Consider the following 17901-nt stretch of genomic DNA (forward strand, 5'->3'; position numbering starts at 1 on the left):
TATAACTTTTTAATATGTTACAAGATTCTATCACAGTAAAACAGAGGCACGAAGCATTTATAACCAAGGCATGTGAGTCTGGTCGTGTATTTGGGCTTGAAGGTAAAGAAGGTTTTGCTACATCAAGTTCAAATAACTATGAAGACGATGAAGAGAATCCTATTCCTATGATTTGCTTTTGGTCAGAAAAAGCATTGGCGCAGGCATGTGCCCAGAAGGATTGGAAAGATTATCATCCTACAGAAATCCCTTTGGCAGAATTCCTTGAGAATTGGTGTGTTGGCATGTATACCGATGGACTTTTAATAGGCACCAATTTTGATCAAAATTTATTCGGCTATGAAAGCGATCCTTTGGATCTTGTATTGGAATTAGCAACAGAACTTAAAGCGAAAGGCAAAAACCTGGACTTCCAAAAGTTTATTAACTTAGAAGACTTAGAAAATCAAGTAAGGGATATTATAGCAAGTTAAAATTCACATGCGTTCTCGTCACTCTACCAGAGTAGAACCACATTTAATGAATTCTCCTGTACTATAATTTTCCTAGATACTGAATGAACATCTCTATTTCCACAGCATTCTTATTTAGGTTATTCATTGTTCTACAAATCAAGGAAAGATATTTAACCTACAGCTAATCTGTTTTCGGGCTCATTTCTGAAAACGAGCCCGAAAACAGGAATTTAACCACGTTCTCATTCAACTTCGTGCTTATTTCAACCTGCGTTTTGCCGCAAATCATGGGCAGCAGCACCATCGCCTATTATAATTCTTCTCTACCTTGCCTGCGCTTACGCCGTAGAGAAAGAGAAGCCTTTTTGACCTGAACTATTGGTAACTGAACTCCTGCTTTTTGTGATTGGTGTGGCCGTGAGCGCCTTCGGGGTGCTGGTGGGGTTTGGGGGCGGTGTATTCATGGTGCCCATTCTCATCATTGTCTTCAAATTCCCGATTGAGTTGGCCATTGGCACGGCCATGTGCGCGTTGTTACCAGCCTCCTTGATTGCCTCTGTGTTCAATTACCGCGAGAAAAGCATTGACTACGTGGTGGCTTCTTTGCTGCAGTTGCCGGCCATGGTGGGCACCTTGATTGGGGCGTTTTTGGTAGCGTACATGCCGGTGCTGCAGATGCAGTTCCTGTTTTCGTTTTTTGTACTGGGCACGGGCATTTACATGCTGGCCACCTACAAGAAAAAGCAGAAGCGCAAGCAGGGCATGATGTACCGCCTCAACCGCATGCCCACCTCCTTCATCCGGAAGAACCACAACAAACACACCGCCTACCGGCTTAACGGCAGCCTGATGGCGTTCATGGGGCTTTGCACGGGCACCGTGGCGGGCTTGTTCGGGATTGGGGGCGGGTTTCTGCAGACACCCATCATGATCAAGGCGTTCAGGATTCCGTCACAGATTGCCATTTCCACGTCTTTGTTTATTCTGGTGATCACCAGTCTGTCTGGCATCTCCTCGCATTACTGGCTGGGCCACGTGGACTGGGCCAAGAGCTTCCCGCTCATGCTGGCCTTCGCGTTTGGTGCCGTTCTGGGGAAGGTGATCAAAGGAAAAAACGCGGCGTCGCAGCAGACCTCAGAGAAAATGATTGGCATTGGTCTGATTTTGGCGGGCCTGAGCGTGGTAGTGCACATCTTTATGAAGTACGAGTTTTAAGGCTTCAACCTTAGTGATGCCATCATTCCTTTTCAGCACCTCCACCTTAAAATAACAAAAGGCGTTTTGGGGCTCATTTCTGGAAATGAGCCCCAAAACGCCTTCATCGTTTCGTAATAATCTACATCAATTCAACCGCTTCGCTTAAAAATATTGCTCCAGCAGGCTTTGTACTTTCTCTGAGGTAAGCGGTTTGGTGAGGTAGGCAATGTTGCTGGCGGCGGCGCGCTCGGTGTCTTGGTTGTGCTCTGAGGTGGTGAGCAGGGCCAGCACCACGTCTTTCCTGAATTCAGCATCCAGGCGCTCAAACAGTTCAATGAACTCAAACCCGTCCATGACCGGCATGTTAATATCTAACAGCACCAGGGCCGGCTTGAAATACTCTGGGTTGCTGGCATCATAATGCCCGGTACTAATGTTATACAGGTAATCAAAGGCCTGCTTGCCGTTCCTGAACTCCTTGATCCGGTCAGTGAGTTGCATGCGCGAAAGCAGGCGGTTATTCAAAAAGTTGTTCGTATCGTCGTCGTCAATGAGCAGAATGCCCTCTATTTTTTTCATACAGTTGTTCCAGTCTCTATCTGGTGGTTAACAAAGTAAAGGAAAAAGGTAGTTCCCTGCCCCAGGGTGCTTTGCACCTCCACCTTGCCCCTGTTATTATCTATGATGCGCTTGATGATGTACAGGCCCAGGCCGGAGCCCTCCACGTGGTCATGGAACCGCCGGAACAACGAGAACAGCTGCTGCTCATGCCGGCTTAAATCCATGCCAATGCCGTTGTCCTGCACGGTGAGGCGCACAAATTTCTCCTGCACCTCCGTCTTCAGCGTCACGGTCAAAGGCCTTTCGGGGTCACGGTATTTCAAGCTGTTGGAAAGCAGGTGGAAGAGCAGGCTGCGCAGGTTCTCCTTGGAATAGGAAAGAGTAGGCGCGGCCGAAAAATCAGTGATAATTTGGGCCTGGGATATTTGCAGGGCTTCGGTTAGATCACCCTTCACCTGGGCCAGGACTTCGTCAAAGGCAACGGTGGTCTGCTGGGCTTCCTCGGCGGGGCGCTGAATGCGGCTCACCTCGGCCAGGTTGTTCAATTTCTGGTTGATCTGCGCCACGGCCCCATCTAACCGACTAAAAAGCTGCGCGAATTCTGGATTTCCGGCCGGCAGGTCTTCTCTGAGGGCGTCTACCAAACCGGCCACGTTGAGCACGGGGCCTTTTAAGTCACGCGAGGCGTAGTACACAAAGTCATCTAAGTCTGCGTTGATGCGCACCAGTTCATAGTTCTTGGCGATGAGCTGTTTTTCAGTGCTTTTCCGGTTCTCCACCTCCCTTTCCAGGTCACGGTTGGCTTTGGTGAGTTGGTTGCTGCGCTCGCGCACGCGGCGCTCCAGTTCGGCCTGGGTTTCTTTGAGGTCATGCTCTATGCGTTCACGGTCCAGGACCAGGGCCTGCAGGTCTGCGTTGGCTTTCTCCAGCTTTTTGGTGCTGGGAATAGCCAGCACGCCCGGTATGGCCTTGAACAGCAGAAAAGCCGCCACCACCGCAATCAGCCCGAAGAACAGTTTGACCACCAGCAACACGCCCAGCCACTCCTGCGTGCCCAGCAAGTTGATGAAATGCACAGAGGAGCCCATGGTGGCCAGCACCCCAAACAGAAAGAACAGCAGGCGGCGCGGCCATTCATCACGTTTGGCGCCCAGAAAGAAAAGCAGGACCGCCACCAGGCTGTACGCACCGGCGGCCAGCAGCTCGCCGGCCCAGTACATCCAGCCCATGTCTGCCGAAGCGGCACCTGTGGTCATCTGCGTTTGAAGTTGAAAAAGAAGTACCGGTAAGGTCATGTCAAGTCCTGTCTGAGGAAAGAACGCCGATAACCGTCAGAAAGTTATCATCGGCCCGAGGGCCACTGTTTCAAAACTAGACATTTTTAGGATAGCTACAAGCCAAAAACGGCCAACCGCAAGAGACGGTCGGCCGTTTTTGGCTTCGTTTTCAGAAATGAGGGCAAAAACGGCCGCCCAGGTTAGTCTATGTAGCCTTGGGCGCGCATCCAGTCATCATTGTAAATCTTACCCAGGTAACGGGTGCCGTGATCCGGCAAGACTACTACCAACACGTCGTCTTCGGTGAGGTGTTCCTTGGCATATTCCAGGGCGCCGTGTACGGCAGAACCGCAGGACCAACCCACAAACAAACCTTCTTCCTTGGCCAGGCGGCGCGTCATTAATGCTCCGTCTTTGTCGGTTACTTTAATAAAGGTGTCAATAAGGTCGAAGTCCACGTTTTTGGGCAGAATGTCTTCGCCAATGCCTTCGGTGGCGTAGGCGTAGATTTCTTCTTCGTCAAAAATGCCGGTCTCTTTGTATTTCTTGAACACTGAGCCGTAGGTGTCAATGCCCACTACTTTAATGGCTTGGTTCTGCTCTTTCAGGTATTTGGAGATGCCGCAGATGGTACCGCCCGTGCCCACGCCCGCCGCAAAGCAGGTGATTTTCTTATCTGTCTGGTTCCAGATCTCGGGGCCGCTGGTGTCATAGTGCGCCGCGGTGTTACTCAGGTTATCATACTGATTGGGGTAGAACGAATTGGGGATTTCCTGGTTCAGGCGCTTGGCCACCGAGTAATAAGAATCTGGGTGCTCCGGCGGCACGTTGGTGGGGCAAACCATTACTTCGGCGCCCACGGCCTTGAGGATGTTCACCTTCTCAGGGCTCTGCTTGTCAGACATGGTGAAGATGCACTTATAACCTTTGGCGATGGCGGCCAGGGCCAGACCCATGCCGGTGTTCCCGCTGGTGCCTTCAATGATGGTGCCGCCCGGTTTCAAGATGCCCGCTTTCTCAGCGTCTTCCACCATGCGCAGGGCCATGCGGTCTTTCACGGAGTTGCCCGGGTTGAAATATTCTACCTTGGCCAACACGGTGGCTTTGATGCCGTCCGTCACTTTATTTAGTTTCACCAGGGGCGTGTTACCGATGGCTTCTACAATATTGTTGAAATACATAGTCAATGCGTTAAAATTCAGGGCTATGAGCGTTTGTATATAGGTGTCTTTCGCAAGCGAAATCAAATTATAAACAAGCTCTGAGAACCAGGTGCAAAGGTAACTAAAATATTTCAGACGTGGCTAACGGCGGTTAGCTTACCAGCGGGGGTCAAAGTAACTGGTGGTGTCTCTGAAGAAACGGTTATACCTGATGCGGGCCTGCCTGATGGAGTCTTGCCGAAGCATGAGCCGCTGCAATTCCTTTTCGCGCTCGCGGGCCTCCATGAGCTGTTTGAGCCGCGCGCGCTGCTTGCCTTCCTTGGAAAACTGCTCCCACAAGAACGTAAGCGGGCTTTCAAAAATGTTGGGTTCTGCCGGTGGCCCGGGCGGAATGATGATGCGCGGCACGGTGGGGTTCATGCGGGGCTTGGGCGGCGCGGGCCTAGGTTTCATGTTGCGCAAAACGCGGTCCACTTTCTCTGGCGTAGCAAACGGCGACACTTTCACTTCCTGCAACTGCACGCTTTCTTCCTGCAGCAGAATGTTCACCCGTATCTCGGTCACGCTGCGCAATGAGGGCACGTACAGTTTCTGCTTGAAGCCCAAGGCTCTAAACACTAAGGTATCTGAAGCCGGAATCTGAATCCTGAACCGGCCCGCGGCGTCGGTGGCCAGGCCCTGGCCGGTACTTTTCTGGTACACAGACACGCCCGCAATGGGAGATTTGTCTTTCTCTTTGAGCACCTGGCCGCTGATCACCAAACTTCGGGTTTGTTCTTGCCCCAGCGCCACGCTAGCCCAAAGCAGAGAACAGCACAGAAAAAGCAACAGGTACAAGGTTTTCAGCATAGAGACGGCGGCGCAGCGAATATAAAAACAGAAGGCTTGCCTTTATAACCGGGCAAGCCTTCAAAAGTAGCTAGAGAACGCCTAATTCTCGATTTTTATTTTGGTGTCACCAGACTTCATCTTGGTTTCATTGCCGTCTTTCTTAATCTTGGTGTTGTCTGTCTTAATTTTGGTCTCGTCGCCGTCTTTCTTGATTTTCAGGTTGTCAGACTTATACTTAGACTCGTCTCCTTCATGTTTAATCTTGGTGTCGCCTATCTCCATTTTGGCCTCATCGCCGTCAATCTTCATCTTTCCGCCGTTTTCCATCTTGTATTTGATGTCTGCATCATAGTATTTGGTGCGGTTGGTCTCAAAGGTCTGGTATTGTTGGGGCGTTAAAAAACCGCGCATTTCCATGTCTACGTTGGAGTTGATGGATTCCATTTCTTTGTAATATCCCGCCGGGTACGAATCTGCCACGCCCACCGTGCTGGTAGACCGGGTGCTGTTCTCGCGCATGGCCATGTCATTGTCTGGCGGAATAGTGGAGCTGGCTGTGCGGCTATCGCCGTTGTCTGCGGTCATGCCGGCGCTGCGGTTGGTGCTGCTGTAGCGGGTTTCCAGGTCGGCCATTTGGCGGGCGCGGTTGTAGAAAACGGTGCGCAACCGGGCTTGGGCAGCGGTGTCTAAGGTTAAGTCCTGCGATACCTGGGTGGCCATGCGGTTGGCGCGTTCGCGGTACTCTGTCTCATAGTTGTAGGAAGTGGTGCTGTCATTGGTACTGCCCGCGGCATTGTCTGGCGTGCTGCTGTCGTTTTCATTGGTTTCTGTGGAGGTACCGCGGTCTTCACTACAGCTGGAGAAAACCAGGGCTCCGGCTGCCATTACCATTAAAAAATGCTTTTTCATATGCTTTCTGCTTTCAGTTTAACATGTACCGGCCGCGCGTTGCAAAGGCAGCCTCCCATACGTACGTATTGCCAGACACCATGTTCCCGTTGGGTTGTACTTTAAAAAGACGCCGGAAAGCCCAGAGTTCTGCAAAATCAGCCTGTGACAAAAAAATTCCTGTTTTCGGGCTCATTTCTGAAAATGAGCCCGAAAACAGGAATTGCACCAACGGCTGTAAAAAAATCTAGCCGCTGCTTAACTTTTACAGCCTTGTTACCCGCGCTTGAACTCAAACACCGTGATCTCTGGCAAGAACCCCACGCGACCATGGTAGCCAATGAAACCCAGGCCCACATTCACGTACAGGTACTGCTTGCCTTTCTTATATAAGCCAGACCATTGCTTGTACACATACTGCACCGGGCTCCACTTGAACCCGGGTATGTTCACGCCAAACTGCATGCCATGCGTGTGCCCCGACAAGGTAAGGTCAATGTCTGGGTACTTCTGGTTCACCTCGCCGTCCCAGTGCGATGGGTCATGCGACAGCAGCACTTTGAACGGGTATTGCTCCGTACCTGCGTAGGCTTTAGACAGAATACCATATTTTGGGAAGTTCATGCGGTGGCCCCAGTTCTCCACGCCTAGTAGCGCAATTTTCTGGCCGTCGCGCTCCAGCACGCGGTGTTCGTTCAGGAGCAAGTCAAAGCCGGCGCGGCGTTGGTGGCTCTTCAGGTCGTCAATGTTCTTCTTGCGGGCCTCGGGGCTGGGCCATTGCACATAATCGCCGTAGTCATGGTTGCCCAAGATGGAGTACACCCCGCTGGGTGCTTTGATCTGGGCCAGAATGGGCACGTACGGTTCCACTTCAGTGGCCATGTTGTTGACCATGTCCCCGGTGAACACCACCACGTCAGCGGCCTGTTTGTTGATCAAGGCTACTGCTTCCTGCAAGGGTTCGCCTGAGTAAAAACTACCCGCGTGCATGTCTGTGATCTGCAGCAGCTTGAACCCGTCAAAGGCGGGCGGCAGGTTAGGGAACTTGAGGGTTACTTTCTTCACCTGGTAGGCATATGCGCCCTTCACCATGCCCCACAGCATGGTCCCCAACGGAATAGCCCCCACCACCAGCGCCAACTGGCTCATGAATTTATGCCGTGACAAATCGAACTTCGGTTTTTCCGGTGCGCGCATGGCGTTTGACAGCCATTGGCCCATTCTCACCAAATCATCCAGGAACAGAAACAGCACCACCACCAACTTGGAGACGAACAGGATGAACAGCACGTTGGCCACCTGCATGCGCACCGGGTTGGGCGCGGTGCCCCGGGTCAACAAAGCCAGCAACAAAGTACCCAAGGTGAACAGACTGATGCCCCAATACAGGAAGTACACCACTTTTCTGGCCATGGGCGACATGCCCCCCGCCACCGTCCGGATGGCCTGGAAGACATATAAATCAATCAGGAAGACAACTACTAAGGTAAGGATCAGACGAATCATTTTTCTTTTTACAACAAGGGCGTGGGCCAGATTTCAGGAGGCTGCTCCGCTGAACATTCAGCAAGAGGCCTTCCGTTCACGGCCGAAGATAATTTGCTACAACGTGGGGTGTACGGGAAATTGTACGCCTCTGGTGAACTATTTCAGGGGCGCGGGGCTTGTAGGTTCAATTTTATTTCAGAATTAAGCCCGTAAACCCTTCACCGTATGTCAGTTGTGTATGCCGCCGCGCCGCTCACCATTAAATCCTGGGCCGAGGAAGACCGCCCCAGGGAGAAACTCCTGCTCAAAGGCCGCGCCGCCCTCTCAGACGCCGAATTAATTGGCATTCTCATTGGCTCCGGCACGCCCAAACTCAGCGCTGTAGACGTGGCCAAACTAATCTTAAGCGCCGTGGACCATGACCTCAACGCCCTGGCCCGCCTCACCGTAAAGGAACTGCAGAAGCACAAAGGTATTGGTGAAGCCAAGGCCATCTCCATTGTGGCCGCCCTGGAACTGGGCCGAAGACGCAAAGAAGCCGCGCCCGCCGTCAAAACCCGCATCACCTGCTCCACTGACATTTACGACTACATCAAGCCGCACCTGCTGGACTTGCCCCACGAGGAATTCTGGATCATCTTGCTCAACCGCGCCAACACCATCATGAAGAAGATCCAGATCAGCAGCGGCGGCGTGGCCGGCACCGTGGCCGACCCCAAACTCATTTTCAAGCACGCCCTGGAAAACCTGGCCAGCGCCATCATTCTGGTGCACAACCATCCTTCGGGCCAACTCAAACCCAGCGCCGCCGATATTTCCCTGACCAAAAAACTCCAGGAAGCCGGAAAGGTTTTGGACTTGCCTATTTTGGACCACTTGATTTTCACGGATAGCAGTTATTATAGCTTCGCCGATGAAGACCTTTTGTAATTGTTGATTGTTCATTGTTGATTGTTTTTTTTGCAAGGCCGATGTGGGGTGACATCGGCCTTTTGCGTTTTCGGGCTCTGGATTGGAAATGGAGCAGAAAACGGGAAAAGGCGGAGAAACTCGTAGGAGCTGCGCACACTACAGGTCTTTTGAGCAGGCGTTTGTCGGGTCCTCAACCGTAGAGACAAGGCACTGCCTTGTCTCTACCACGCATTGCCCAGTTTCGCCTCCATTTCCAAAACAGAGCCCGAAAACGTTCTAGACCTCACAGGTTTTGGAAACCTGTGAGGTCTTACCTGGCAGACTGCGCTTGAACCCGCACCTTTTCCAGCCTTTCCATCGAGCGCCTCGCGGGTTGGCCTTGTATGGCAGAAGCTAAATGCAGACAGCGGTTATGGCCAAGACGGGCAGTGCGAGAGGGGAAGGCGGGGCCTCGCGGCCGTGAGCGCTCGGAGCCCGGCTATGCAAAAGGCCGTCTTGTAGAACTCAGGAGTAAGCGATCATTTGGAAGGAAGGCAAATGGCGTGCACAAAAGATGAATGAACCGCAGATTTGGTCGTTGGTGATAACAACAACGGCGTAGAATTATCTGCACTACTATAAAAATTGCGAAAAGGAAAGAAAGAATCTTCGTTAGATCCTTCTACAGGCTCAGGATGACCGTTTTTGTATTTCGGTTAAAGAATACTCAGGATGACCGGTTAGGCTCTCACAGCAAGAATGCTCAGGATGACCGTTTTGGGTTTTCAGCTAACGAATACTTAGAATCACATAATCCCCCCCCTTTAACAAACCCCAACGTCATATCAATTTCTTTCCGACCTTTGCCCGTCAATTGGCAAACCATGAAAAGAATTAAATACGTCATCTTCTTCGGGCTCCTGGTCATCTTCGGATATTTGGTAAAGGACCTGTTCTATAATGATGAAAGCTACAACCAGGCCCTTCTGAAATTCCGCGAGAGCAAAGACCTCTCCTTCTCCAGCGTGACCCGCTCGCCGCTGCCAGATTCTTTACGCCGCCTGTTCCGGAAACTCACCTACTACGACCCCACCCGCGATTACGAAGTCACCGCAGATTTTCTACCGGAGGAACGCGCAGAGCCCGTATCCATGCCCATGACCACCGGTACCAAAGAGCCCTACTTCATCAAAGGCAAAGCCGAATTTGAGCTGGATGGAAACACCCACACGCTCACGCTGTACCAAAAAGCCGGAGCCGCTTCAGACACTTTGTTCATTCCGTTCACAGACCAGACCAACGGGTTCGAGACCTACGGCGGCGGCCGCTACCTAGACGCCATCCCCAACGGCAAAACCATTGTGCTGGACTTCAACAAGGCCTATAACCCGTTCTGCGCCTATAACCCGGCCTTCGCGTGCCCCATGCCCCCGGCAGAAAACCGCTTGAAAGTAAAAATCCCAGCGGGCGAGAAGGAGTTCAAATAATCCTGCGTTTGTAAAACCGCTGACTCAAAAGACCTCGTAGCGTCCGGAGGACCTGCGAGCGTCTGCGCCAAGCCGTTTTCGGCTTCATTTCCAGAATTGAGGCCGAAAACGGAAAATCCACTCCCCTCTCCGTGGGAGAGGGGCCGGGGGTGAGGTCATAAAAATTCCCCCGGCAGCACCATGTTTACCAGTTTTTGGTAATTTTGAAAATTGTAGTCCAGAAATGGCCGTCTAGCGCGGCACAGGCTGCACCCGTAACCCACAGAACACCATGCGCATATCATTAGATTGGCTCAAGACTTTAATTACCATAGATAAACCCGCCTTAGAAGTAGGCAAACTCCTCACCGATGCCGGTCTAGAGGTGGAAGGCATTGACACCGTGGAAGTAGTGCCCGGCGGACTGAAAGGCATGGTCATTGGCCAGGTGCTCACCTGCGCTAAGCACCCAGACGCCGACAAACTGAGCGTGACCACCGTAGACATTGGCGAAGCCGAGCCCAAGCACATTGTCTGCGGCGCGCCCAACGTGGCGGCGGGCCAGAAAGTGGTGGTGGCCACCGTGGGCGCTACCCTGTACCCGGCGGGCGGCGAACCTTTTCAAATCAAGAAATCGAAAATACGCGGCGCGCTGTCTGAAGGCATGATTTGCGCCGAAGATGAAATTGGCTTGGGAACCGACCACGACGGAATTTTGGTGCTGGACACCGATTTACCCAACGGAACCCCGGCTGCGGACTATTTCGGGCTGGCGTCTGACGAGGTGTTTGAGATTGGCTTGACGCCTAACCGCGCAGATGCAGCCTCCCACTTGGGCGTGGCCCGCGACTTGCAGGCATTGCTGAAAACACCGTACCAACTGCCAGATTTGAGCGGTTTCAACGTGGCCAATACCAATCTGCCTATTTCAGTTGAGATTGAGAATACAGAGGCTTGTCCGCGTTATGCGGGCGTGACCATCTCTGGTGTAAAAGTGCAGGAGTCGCCCAAGTGGTTGCAGCAGCGGTTAAGGGCCATTGGTTTGTCACCTATTAACAATGTGGTAGACGTGACCAATTACGTGCTGCATGAACTGGGGCAACCGTTGCATGCGTTTGACGCGGCCAAAATCAAAGGCGGTAAAATCATTGTGAAAAACGCTTCTGAAGGAGCCAAGTTCACCACCTTAGACAGCATTGAACGCACGTTGCGCGCTGAAGATTTAACCATCAGCAACGCCGAGGAGCCTATGGTCTTGGCCGGTGTGTTCGGCGGGTTGAACTCCGGTGTAACGGCTGAGACGCAGAATATCTTTTTGGAAAGCGCTTACTTCTCCCCAGCCGGCATCCGGAAAACGAGCCAGACGCACGGGATTAAGACAGATTCTTCGTTCCGGTTTGAGCGCGGCACCGACCCTAACATGGTCATCACGGCTTTGAAACGGGCAGCGCTGTTGATTCAGGAAGTAGCCGGGGGCGAAATTTCGTCGGAGATTGTAGACGTGTACCCAACGCCGGTGCAGCCAACGCAAATCAGAGTAAGCTACGCGAAGGTACACCAACTGATTGGTCAGCATATCGGCGAAGCCAGAATCAAAGAAATTCTCACGGATTTAGGCATTGAAATAGCCGAGGAAACCGCAGAGGATTTATTGCTGACTATTCCGGCGTATAAAGTAGATGTGACCCGTGAGGCCGATGTGGTGGAGGAAGTGCTTCGTATTTACGGGTACAACAACATCACGCTGAGCGACAATCTGGCGGCTAGTTATTTGGCGCAGTTCCCCAACCCAGACCCAGAGGTAATCACCAAGCGCGTGGCAGACGCGTTGGCCGCCAACGGTTTCCTGGAAATCATCACCAACTCGCTCACCAACTCCAATTACTACAAAGACGCCGAAGGCAATACGCCGCCGGAACTGGTGCCTATCCTGAACTACAATTCAGAAGATTTAGATGCCATGCGTTTGACCTTGGTGTATTCTGGCTTGGAAGTTTTGCGCCACAACATCAACCGACGCCAGCGCGACCTCAAAGTGTTTGAGATTGGCAAAGTGTACCGCAAAGACGGCGAGAAATTCAAGGAGAATAATTTCTTAGCACTTTTCCAAACGGGCAACCAAGCCGCCGAAAGCTGGCAGCAGGCCACGGCGAAGGCGAGCTTCCATGATTTAGCCGGACAAGTGCAACAGGTACTTACGCTGTGCCGTCAGCCGAACTATACCACCAAGCCTACCGAGCATCCTTATTTAGCCGGTGGCGTGACGTACCAGAAAGGCGACGTGGTCTTGGGCCATATCGGGTTGCTGAAGGAAAGTGTGTGCAAGCAGATAGACGTAAAAGAACCCGTTTGGTACGCCGAGCTGAACTGGGATTACCTGCTGCGCAACTACAAAAACAAGTTGGTGTTCTCTGAACTGTCTAAATTCCCGGAGGTGCGCCGCGATTTGTCTTTGGTGGTGGAAAAAAGTGTATCTTTTGACCAGATTAAACAAGTGGCCCAGCGCGTGGAGCGCAAACTGCTGCAAGACGTGAACGTGTTTGACGTGTATGAAGGCGACAAGATTGAAGCCGGCAAGAAAGCCATCGCCATCAGCTTCACGTTGCAAGACCAGAACCAAACGCTCACCGACAAAGTGATTGATGCCACCATGGGGCGTTTGATGCAACAGTTTGAGCACCAGCTAGGAGCCGTTATCAGGAAATAAGATGCCCAACAAAAGCTACCTTAACCAAATACAGGCCATTGAGGGCAAAGTGCACCAGTTGGTACAGCAGTACCAGGCGGGCAAAGAACGGCTATTGGCGGCCCAGCAGGAAATTGCGCGGCTGCAGCAGGTCATTCAGGAGAAGGACGCGGAGATAAAAAATTTTCAGAATCAAGATAATATTAGTAAAATTGTACAAACCATAGCAGTAGACACTACTAATTCAACGGAGTTGAAGCTGAAGATAAACGAGTACTTGCGCGAGATTGACAAGTGCATCGCTTATTTACGGGAATAGAAGAACGGGTGGTCCTGTTCGCGTGTTGTTTCTTTACATTTTACCGCGTGCCCCGCACGCTGACCATAGAGATAGAACCCAAGGCATGCCATGCAGCATTTTTACACAATTTTGAGACTGCAGAACAACCTTTTAAAGAACCAACGCGCCAAGGCCGCCCTTAAATAGCATCTGGACATGAGTGAGTTATCTATTAGAATCAAGATAGCAGACCGCGAATATCCGATGCGGGTAAACGAGGACGAGGAAGAAAGGCTGCGGCAAGCCGGAAAGTTTCTAAATGAGCGCCTGCGCATGTTCAGGGAGCAGTTCGGGATTCATGACAAGCAGGATCTGCTGGCCATGATTGCGCTGGAAACCGCCGCTGACAAGATAAAAACGGAAGACGCCGCCGTAGAAACCCAGCTCACGCTGGAACAGAAACTCTCTTCTTTAAACCAATTGCTCTCTTCCCTGCAGCTCGGGTAAACCGGTTCTGTTAGCCAAGTGTCATTGCTATACTTTATAACCCTTTAAAGTTGTAGTCATGACTATTTATATCATTTTAGCCGCCGTTGTGGGCTTGGGCGTGGGTTTCTACGCCGGCCGCGTGCTGCTGCTCAAGCTCTTCAAAGAGCAAGAAGAACAAGCCACCGAGCGCGCCAAACTTATCATTAGAGAGGCCGAAGTAAAAGCCGAGACCCAGAAGAAAGACAAGATGCTGGAAGCCAAGGAACATTTCCTGAAGCTGAAAGCCGAGCACGAGGAGCAGGCCAACCACAAGAAGAACATCATCATCCAGAATGAAAACAAGGTCAAGCAGCGCGAGCAGCAGATCAACAAACAGCTGGAAGACCTCAAGAAAAAAGAGCAGGACACAGACGTTCTCCAGAACAAGCTGAACCAACAGCTGGAAGGCTTCAACAAGCGCAAAGAAGACCTGGAGGCCCAGTACAAAGACAAGCTGACCAAGGTAGAGCAAGACCACCACGAAATCCTGAGCCGCCTGGAGCGCATCGCGAATCTGTCTGCCGATGAAGCCCGCGAGCAATTGGTAGAAAACCTGAAATCAGAAGCCTCTACCCGCGCCTCTTCTTACATCAAAGACATTGTGGCCGAGGCCAAGCTCACCGCTACCAAAGAAGCCAAAAAGGTAGTGATTGAGACCATTCAGCGCACCGCCGCCGAGCACGCCATTGAGAACTGCGTCTCTATCTTCAACATTGAGTCAGACGATATCAAAGGGAAGATTATTGGTCGTGAAGGCCGGAACATCAGAGCTTTGGAAGCAGCTACTGGCGTAGAGATTATTGTGGATGACACGCCAGAAGCGATTATCATCTCTGGTTTCGACCCTGTGCGCCGTGAGATTGCCCGCCTTTCCTTGCACCGCTTGGTGGCCGATGGCAGAATTCACCCCGCCCGTATTGAGGAAGTGGTGGCCAAAACCAAGAAAAGCATTGACGACGAGATTGTGGAGATTGGCGAGCGTACCGCCATTGACCTCGGCGTTCATGGGCTGCACCCAGAACTAATCAGAATGGTGGGCCGCATGCGTTTCAGGTCTTCCTACGGCCAGAACTTGCTGCAGCACTCCCGCGAAGTAGCCAACCTTTGCGCCACCATGGCCGCCGAACTAGGCTTGAACGTGAAACACGCCAAACGCGCCGGTTTGCTCCATGACATTGGGAAAGTGACCACCGAGGAGCCAGAATTACCGCACGCTATAATTGGTATGCAGTTGGCCCAGCAGTATAAAGAACACCCAGACGTGTGCAACGCCATCGGTGCTCACCATGACGAGGTAGAGATGACCGCTATGATTTCGCCAATCATCCAGTCCTGTGATGCCATCTCCGGCTCACGCCCAGGTGCCCGCCGCGAAATCATGGAGTCGTACATCAAACGTCTGAAAGAACTGGAAGAAACTGCCCACTCGTTTGAAGGCGTAAACCAGTGCTATGCCATTCAGGCCGGCCGTGAGTTACGTGTAGTGGTTGACGCTGATAACGTCACCGACGAGCGTGCCTCACAGTTGTCGTTTGATATTTCGCAGAAGATTGAGAAAGAGATGCAGTACCCAGGCCAGATTAAAATCACGGTCATCAGGGAAATGCGCTCGGTTTCTTACGCTAAATAGTAATTAGTTATTTGTGTTCAGTGATTAGTCCGTTTTCGGGCTCTAAACTGGAAGTGAAGCCAAAAACGCCCTTTGCTCTGTGGAGTGAAGGGCGTTTTTTTATTTTTGCCTTTGCTTATTAAGGTACGGACAGGTCGCGACCTGTCCTGAACGGTGGCCGAAGTAAGAACGTTTACCAACCGCAAATTCCCCCATTGAAGGGGGCGAAGGGGGATGTTTACACCAGCAGATAAATTATCAAATACAGAAAGCAATGCGCTCGGGACAGGTCAAGCCCTGTCCGTACAAATCTGAAATACCATTAAAAAACCGCAGCTCGGGCTATCACCAGAACTGCGGTTTTTGCTTTTTTTCCAAATCAGAGCCCGAAAACGGAAATTGGGGCTCCCCTCTCTACGGGAGAGGGGTCGGAGGTGAGGTTATTATTTATCCTTGGAAAGCATTTAGCATCCAAAGGTTTTTCTCCAGGGCATTGAGGTCATCGCTGATAAGACCTTGCGTGCCTTCGTCGTCCAGTTCAGCGGCCAAGGCTAACACGTCGCGCTCCAGTTGGATAATCTGGCCAATGTTTTCCACGGTGGCAGCCACAGTGTCTACGTCAGAACTCAATCCCTTGCGCTCCTGCACGGTAGAAGTGGCCAGGAAATCTGAGAAGCTGTGCATGGGCGTGTGGCGCAGGGTCAAGATGCGTTCGGCAATCTCGTCTATGGTCTCGAAGGCCTCGGTGTAGAGTTCCTCAAATTTGGCGTGCAGCGCGAAGAAGTTTCCGCCTTTGATGTTCCAGTGGAAAGCGCGCAGGTTCTGGTAATACACGTGGTAATTGGCTAGCAGTTCGTTCAATTTCACGGCCAGGTCTTTGGTGTCGCGGCGGGCCAGGCCCAGTTCATTATGTGATTCCATGAATTTTAATTAGTAGAGTAAAACGATTGTACTTCCCATACGGGAATCCGATTGAAACGATTACATTCAACCGCTTGATAAGCACCCACCGGCCATAGAGAAAATCTATTATCTTTACCCTGCTTCCTGGATCCGTCGGTTTGGCGCCCGTTTGGGAAACAGAGGCCAAAAACGCACTGCCCATGACCCACACGCAACTGGAATACCTGCTGGCCGTTGACACGTACCGCCACTTCGCCACGGCCGCCGAGAAATGCTTTGTGACCCAGCCCACCCTGAGCATGCAGCTGCAGAAACTGGAGGAAGAGCTGGGCGTGCAGGTTTTTGACCGAAGCCGCGTGCCCGTGCGGCCCACCGAACTGGGCAAGGAAATCATTGCGCAGGCGCGGGTGGCCATGGCCGAGTTCAAGAAAATTGCCGAACTGGTGAAAACGCAGCGCGACGGCATTTCCGGCGAACTCCGGATTGGCGTAATTCCCACCCTGGCACCGTACCTGATTCCGCTGTTCATCACAGATTTTATCCAGAAATTCCCAGACGTGCACATCTCCATTCAGGAACTGGTGACGGCCAACATTATAGAAAAACTGAAACTGGAACTCCTGGACGTGGGCTTGCTGGTGACGCCCCTGCATGACAAAACTATGGTGGAGGTACCGCTCTTCTACGAAGCCTTTGTAGGGTACCTCCACCCCTCCCACCCACTCTCCGCCCAACAGGAAATCACCCCCGAAACCATTGACCCCACCGACCTTTGGCTCCTCAACGACGGCCATTGCTTCCGGAGCCAGGTCCTGCAACTCTGCAACCGCGCCAAAGGCATCAGAAACGTGCACATTGACTATGAAAGCGGCTCCCTGGAAACCCTCAAGCGCATTGTGGAAACCCAGAGCGGCATGACCCTGCTACCAGAACTATCGGTGCGGGAGCTGTCCCCGGAGAAATTTGCGTTGGTAAGACCTTTCGCAGAACCGCAGCCCCTGCGCGAAGTCAGTCTGGTTGTCCATCGCAGTTTCCTGAAGAAGAAAATGATAGAATCGCTCCGCAATGTGATTCTGGCGCACGTGCCCTTAGAAATGCGGGAGCGCAACCCGGTGCGGGTGGTGAAGATTAAGTAATTAGTGCGTCTGTTTTAGCGTTTTCGGGCTCCAGATTTGAATTGAGAGCAAAACCAGAATTTATACCTACCGCAAGTTTAGCGCCAGCGTAACTTGTGGTTTTTCACTGAGTAAGTTTATAAACTTACATATGTATACTTTATACGTGAGTTAACAAACTCACTCGGTTGTAAGCCACAAGTTACGCTGGCGCTAAACTTGCGGCAGTAAATGCTGATTTCGGGCTCTGAATTGGAAATGAAGGTAAAACCAGATTCTGTAGAGACCAGGCACAGCCTTGTCTCCTGCGGTTGAACTCGTATTATCGCTTGCTCCAAAGACCTCGTAGCGTCTGCAAGACCTACGAGCGTCTCCGCCGATGTCCATTCTTTTCACGCCAATCTGGAGATTGGCTGCCCGGTACGTGCAAAGAGCGCTATTGCTAACTCTTCGCACAACTGCTTTTTGGAACGCTTCTACAGATTTCTCGCCTCTCCTTTGGGCCGGGGACTGGAGCAAAAAAAAGGCCACTCTTTACAGAGTGGCCTTTCAACATTTATAGG

15 protein-coding genes and 1 pseudogene are annotated in these 17901 nt (G+C 51.8%); 9 read left to right on the forward strand and 7 right to left on the reverse strand.

The window, feature by feature from the left end; all coding sequences use genetic code 11:
* The first annotated feature begins 14 nt into the window (after positions 1-14).
* Entirely contained in the window at positions 15-473 is a 459-nt protein-coding gene (locus tag IMY23_RS10130; protein ID WP_192821970.1) for a DUF2750 domain-containing protein, read from the forward strand.
* Positions 474-833: 360 nt separating this feature from the next.
* Positions 834-1670 (forward strand): sulfite exporter TauE/SafE family protein, encoded by an 837-nt coding sequence (locus IMY23_RS10135; protein WP_192821971.1) that lies wholly within the window; start codon positions 834-836, stop codon positions 1668-1670.
* A gap of 144 nt (positions 1671-1814) precedes the next feature.
* On the opposite strand, the gene IMY23_RS10140 is transcribed toward IMY23_RS10135, so the two are convergent.
* From IMY23_RS10140 to IMY23_RS10165, 6 genes and pseudogenes are all read right to left on the reverse strand, one after another.
* Positions 1815-2231: a response regulator gene (locus IMY23_RS10140; protein WP_192821972.1), complete on the reverse strand. Its 417-nt coding sequence runs from the start codon at positions 2229-2231 to the stop codon at positions 1815-1817.
* The gene (locus IMY23_RS10145) at positions 2228-3508 is read right to left on the reverse strand and encodes an ATP-binding protein (RefSeq protein ID WP_192821973.1); all 1281 of its coding nucleotides are present in this window, start codon (positions 3506-3508) and stop codon (positions 2228-2230) included. Before IMY23_RS10145 ends, IMY23_RS10140 begins: the two co-directional genes overlap by 4 nt.
* Positions 3509-3693: 185 nt before the next feature.
* A pseudogene (locus IMY23_RS10150) lies at positions 3694-4671 on the reverse strand (PLP-dependent cysteine synthase family protein); the annotation flags it as partial.
* A gap of 138 nt (positions 4672-4809) precedes the next feature.
* Positions 4810-5502 (reverse strand): carboxypeptidase-like regulatory domain-containing protein, encoded by a 693-nt coding sequence (locus IMY23_RS10155; protein ID WP_192821975.1) that lies wholly within the window; start codon positions 5500-5502, stop codon positions 4810-4812.
* An 81-nt stretch (positions 5503-5583) separates the two neighbouring features.
* Positions 5584-6393 (reverse strand): hypothetical protein, encoded by an 810-nt coding sequence (locus IMY23_RS10160; RefSeq protein WP_192821976.1) that lies wholly within the window; start codon positions 6391-6393, stop codon positions 5584-5586.
* Between the two features lie 255 nt (positions 6394-6648).
* On the reverse strand, positions 6649-7878 hold the full coding sequence (locus IMY23_RS10165) for a metallophosphoesterase (RefSeq protein WP_192821977.1): 1230 nt from the start codon (positions 7876-7878) through the stop codon (positions 6649-6651).
* A 207-nt stretch (positions 7879-8085) separates the two neighbouring features.
* Between IMY23_RS10165 and radC the strand changes: the two genes are divergently transcribed.
* The 6 genes from radC (at position 8086) to rny (ending at position 15341) form a co-directional block, all read left to right on the forward strand.
* A complete protein-coding gene (gene radC / locus IMY23_RS10170) occupies positions 8086-8790 on the forward strand; it encodes a DNA repair protein RadC (RefSeq protein WP_192821978.1) in 705 nt (234 codons plus the stop codon).
* Positions 8791-9635: 845 nt separating this feature from the next.
* Positions 9636-10238, forward strand: coding sequence for a DUF1684 domain-containing protein (locus IMY23_RS10175; protein ID WP_192821979.1), 603 nt, complete (start codon positions 9636-9638; stop codon positions 10236-10238).
* Positions 10239-10509: 271 nt separating this feature from the next.
* Complete coding sequence (gene pheT, locus IMY23_RS10180) at positions 10510-12924, forward strand: phenylalanine--tRNA ligase subunit beta (RefSeq protein ID WP_192821980.1); 2415 nt, start codon at positions 10510-10512, stop codon at positions 12922-12924.
* A 1-nt stretch (position 12925) separates the two neighbouring features.
* Positions 12926-13222, forward strand: coding sequence for a hypothetical protein (locus IMY23_RS10185; protein ID WP_192821981.1), 297 nt, complete (start codon positions 12926-12928; stop codon positions 13220-13222).
* Between the two features lie 177 nt (positions 13223-13399).
* On the forward strand, positions 13400-13690 hold the full coding sequence (locus tag IMY23_RS10190) for a cell division protein ZapA (RefSeq protein ID WP_192821982.1): 291 nt from the start codon (positions 13400-13402) through the stop codon (positions 13688-13690).
* Positions 13691-13748: 58 nt separating this feature from the next.
* A complete protein-coding gene (rny, locus tag IMY23_RS10195; protein ID WP_192821983.1) occupies positions 13749-15341 on the forward strand; it encodes a ribonuclease Y in 1593 nt (530 codons plus the stop codon).
* Positions 15342-15767: 426 nt separating this feature from the next.
* Here rny and IMY23_RS10200 read toward each other — a convergent pair whose 3' ends face one another.
* The gene (locus IMY23_RS10200) at positions 15768-16241 is read right to left on the reverse strand and encodes a Dps family protein (RefSeq protein ID WP_192821984.1); all 474 of its coding nucleotides are present in this window, start codon (positions 16239-16241) and stop codon (positions 15768-15770) included.
* Positions 16242-16423: 182 nt separating this feature from the next.
* Between IMY23_RS10200 and IMY23_RS10205 the strand changes: the two genes are divergently transcribed.
* Entirely contained in the window at positions 16424-17359 is a 936-nt protein-coding gene (locus IMY23_RS10205; RefSeq protein ID WP_192821985.1) for a hydrogen peroxide-inducible genes activator, read from the forward strand.
* The last annotated feature ends 542 nt before the right edge of the window (positions 17360-17901 follow it).

Source organism: Rufibacter sp. LB8, assembly GCF_014876185.1.
Classification (GTDB): Bacteria; Bacteroidota; Bacteroidia; order Cytophagales; family Hymenobacteraceae; genus Nibribacter.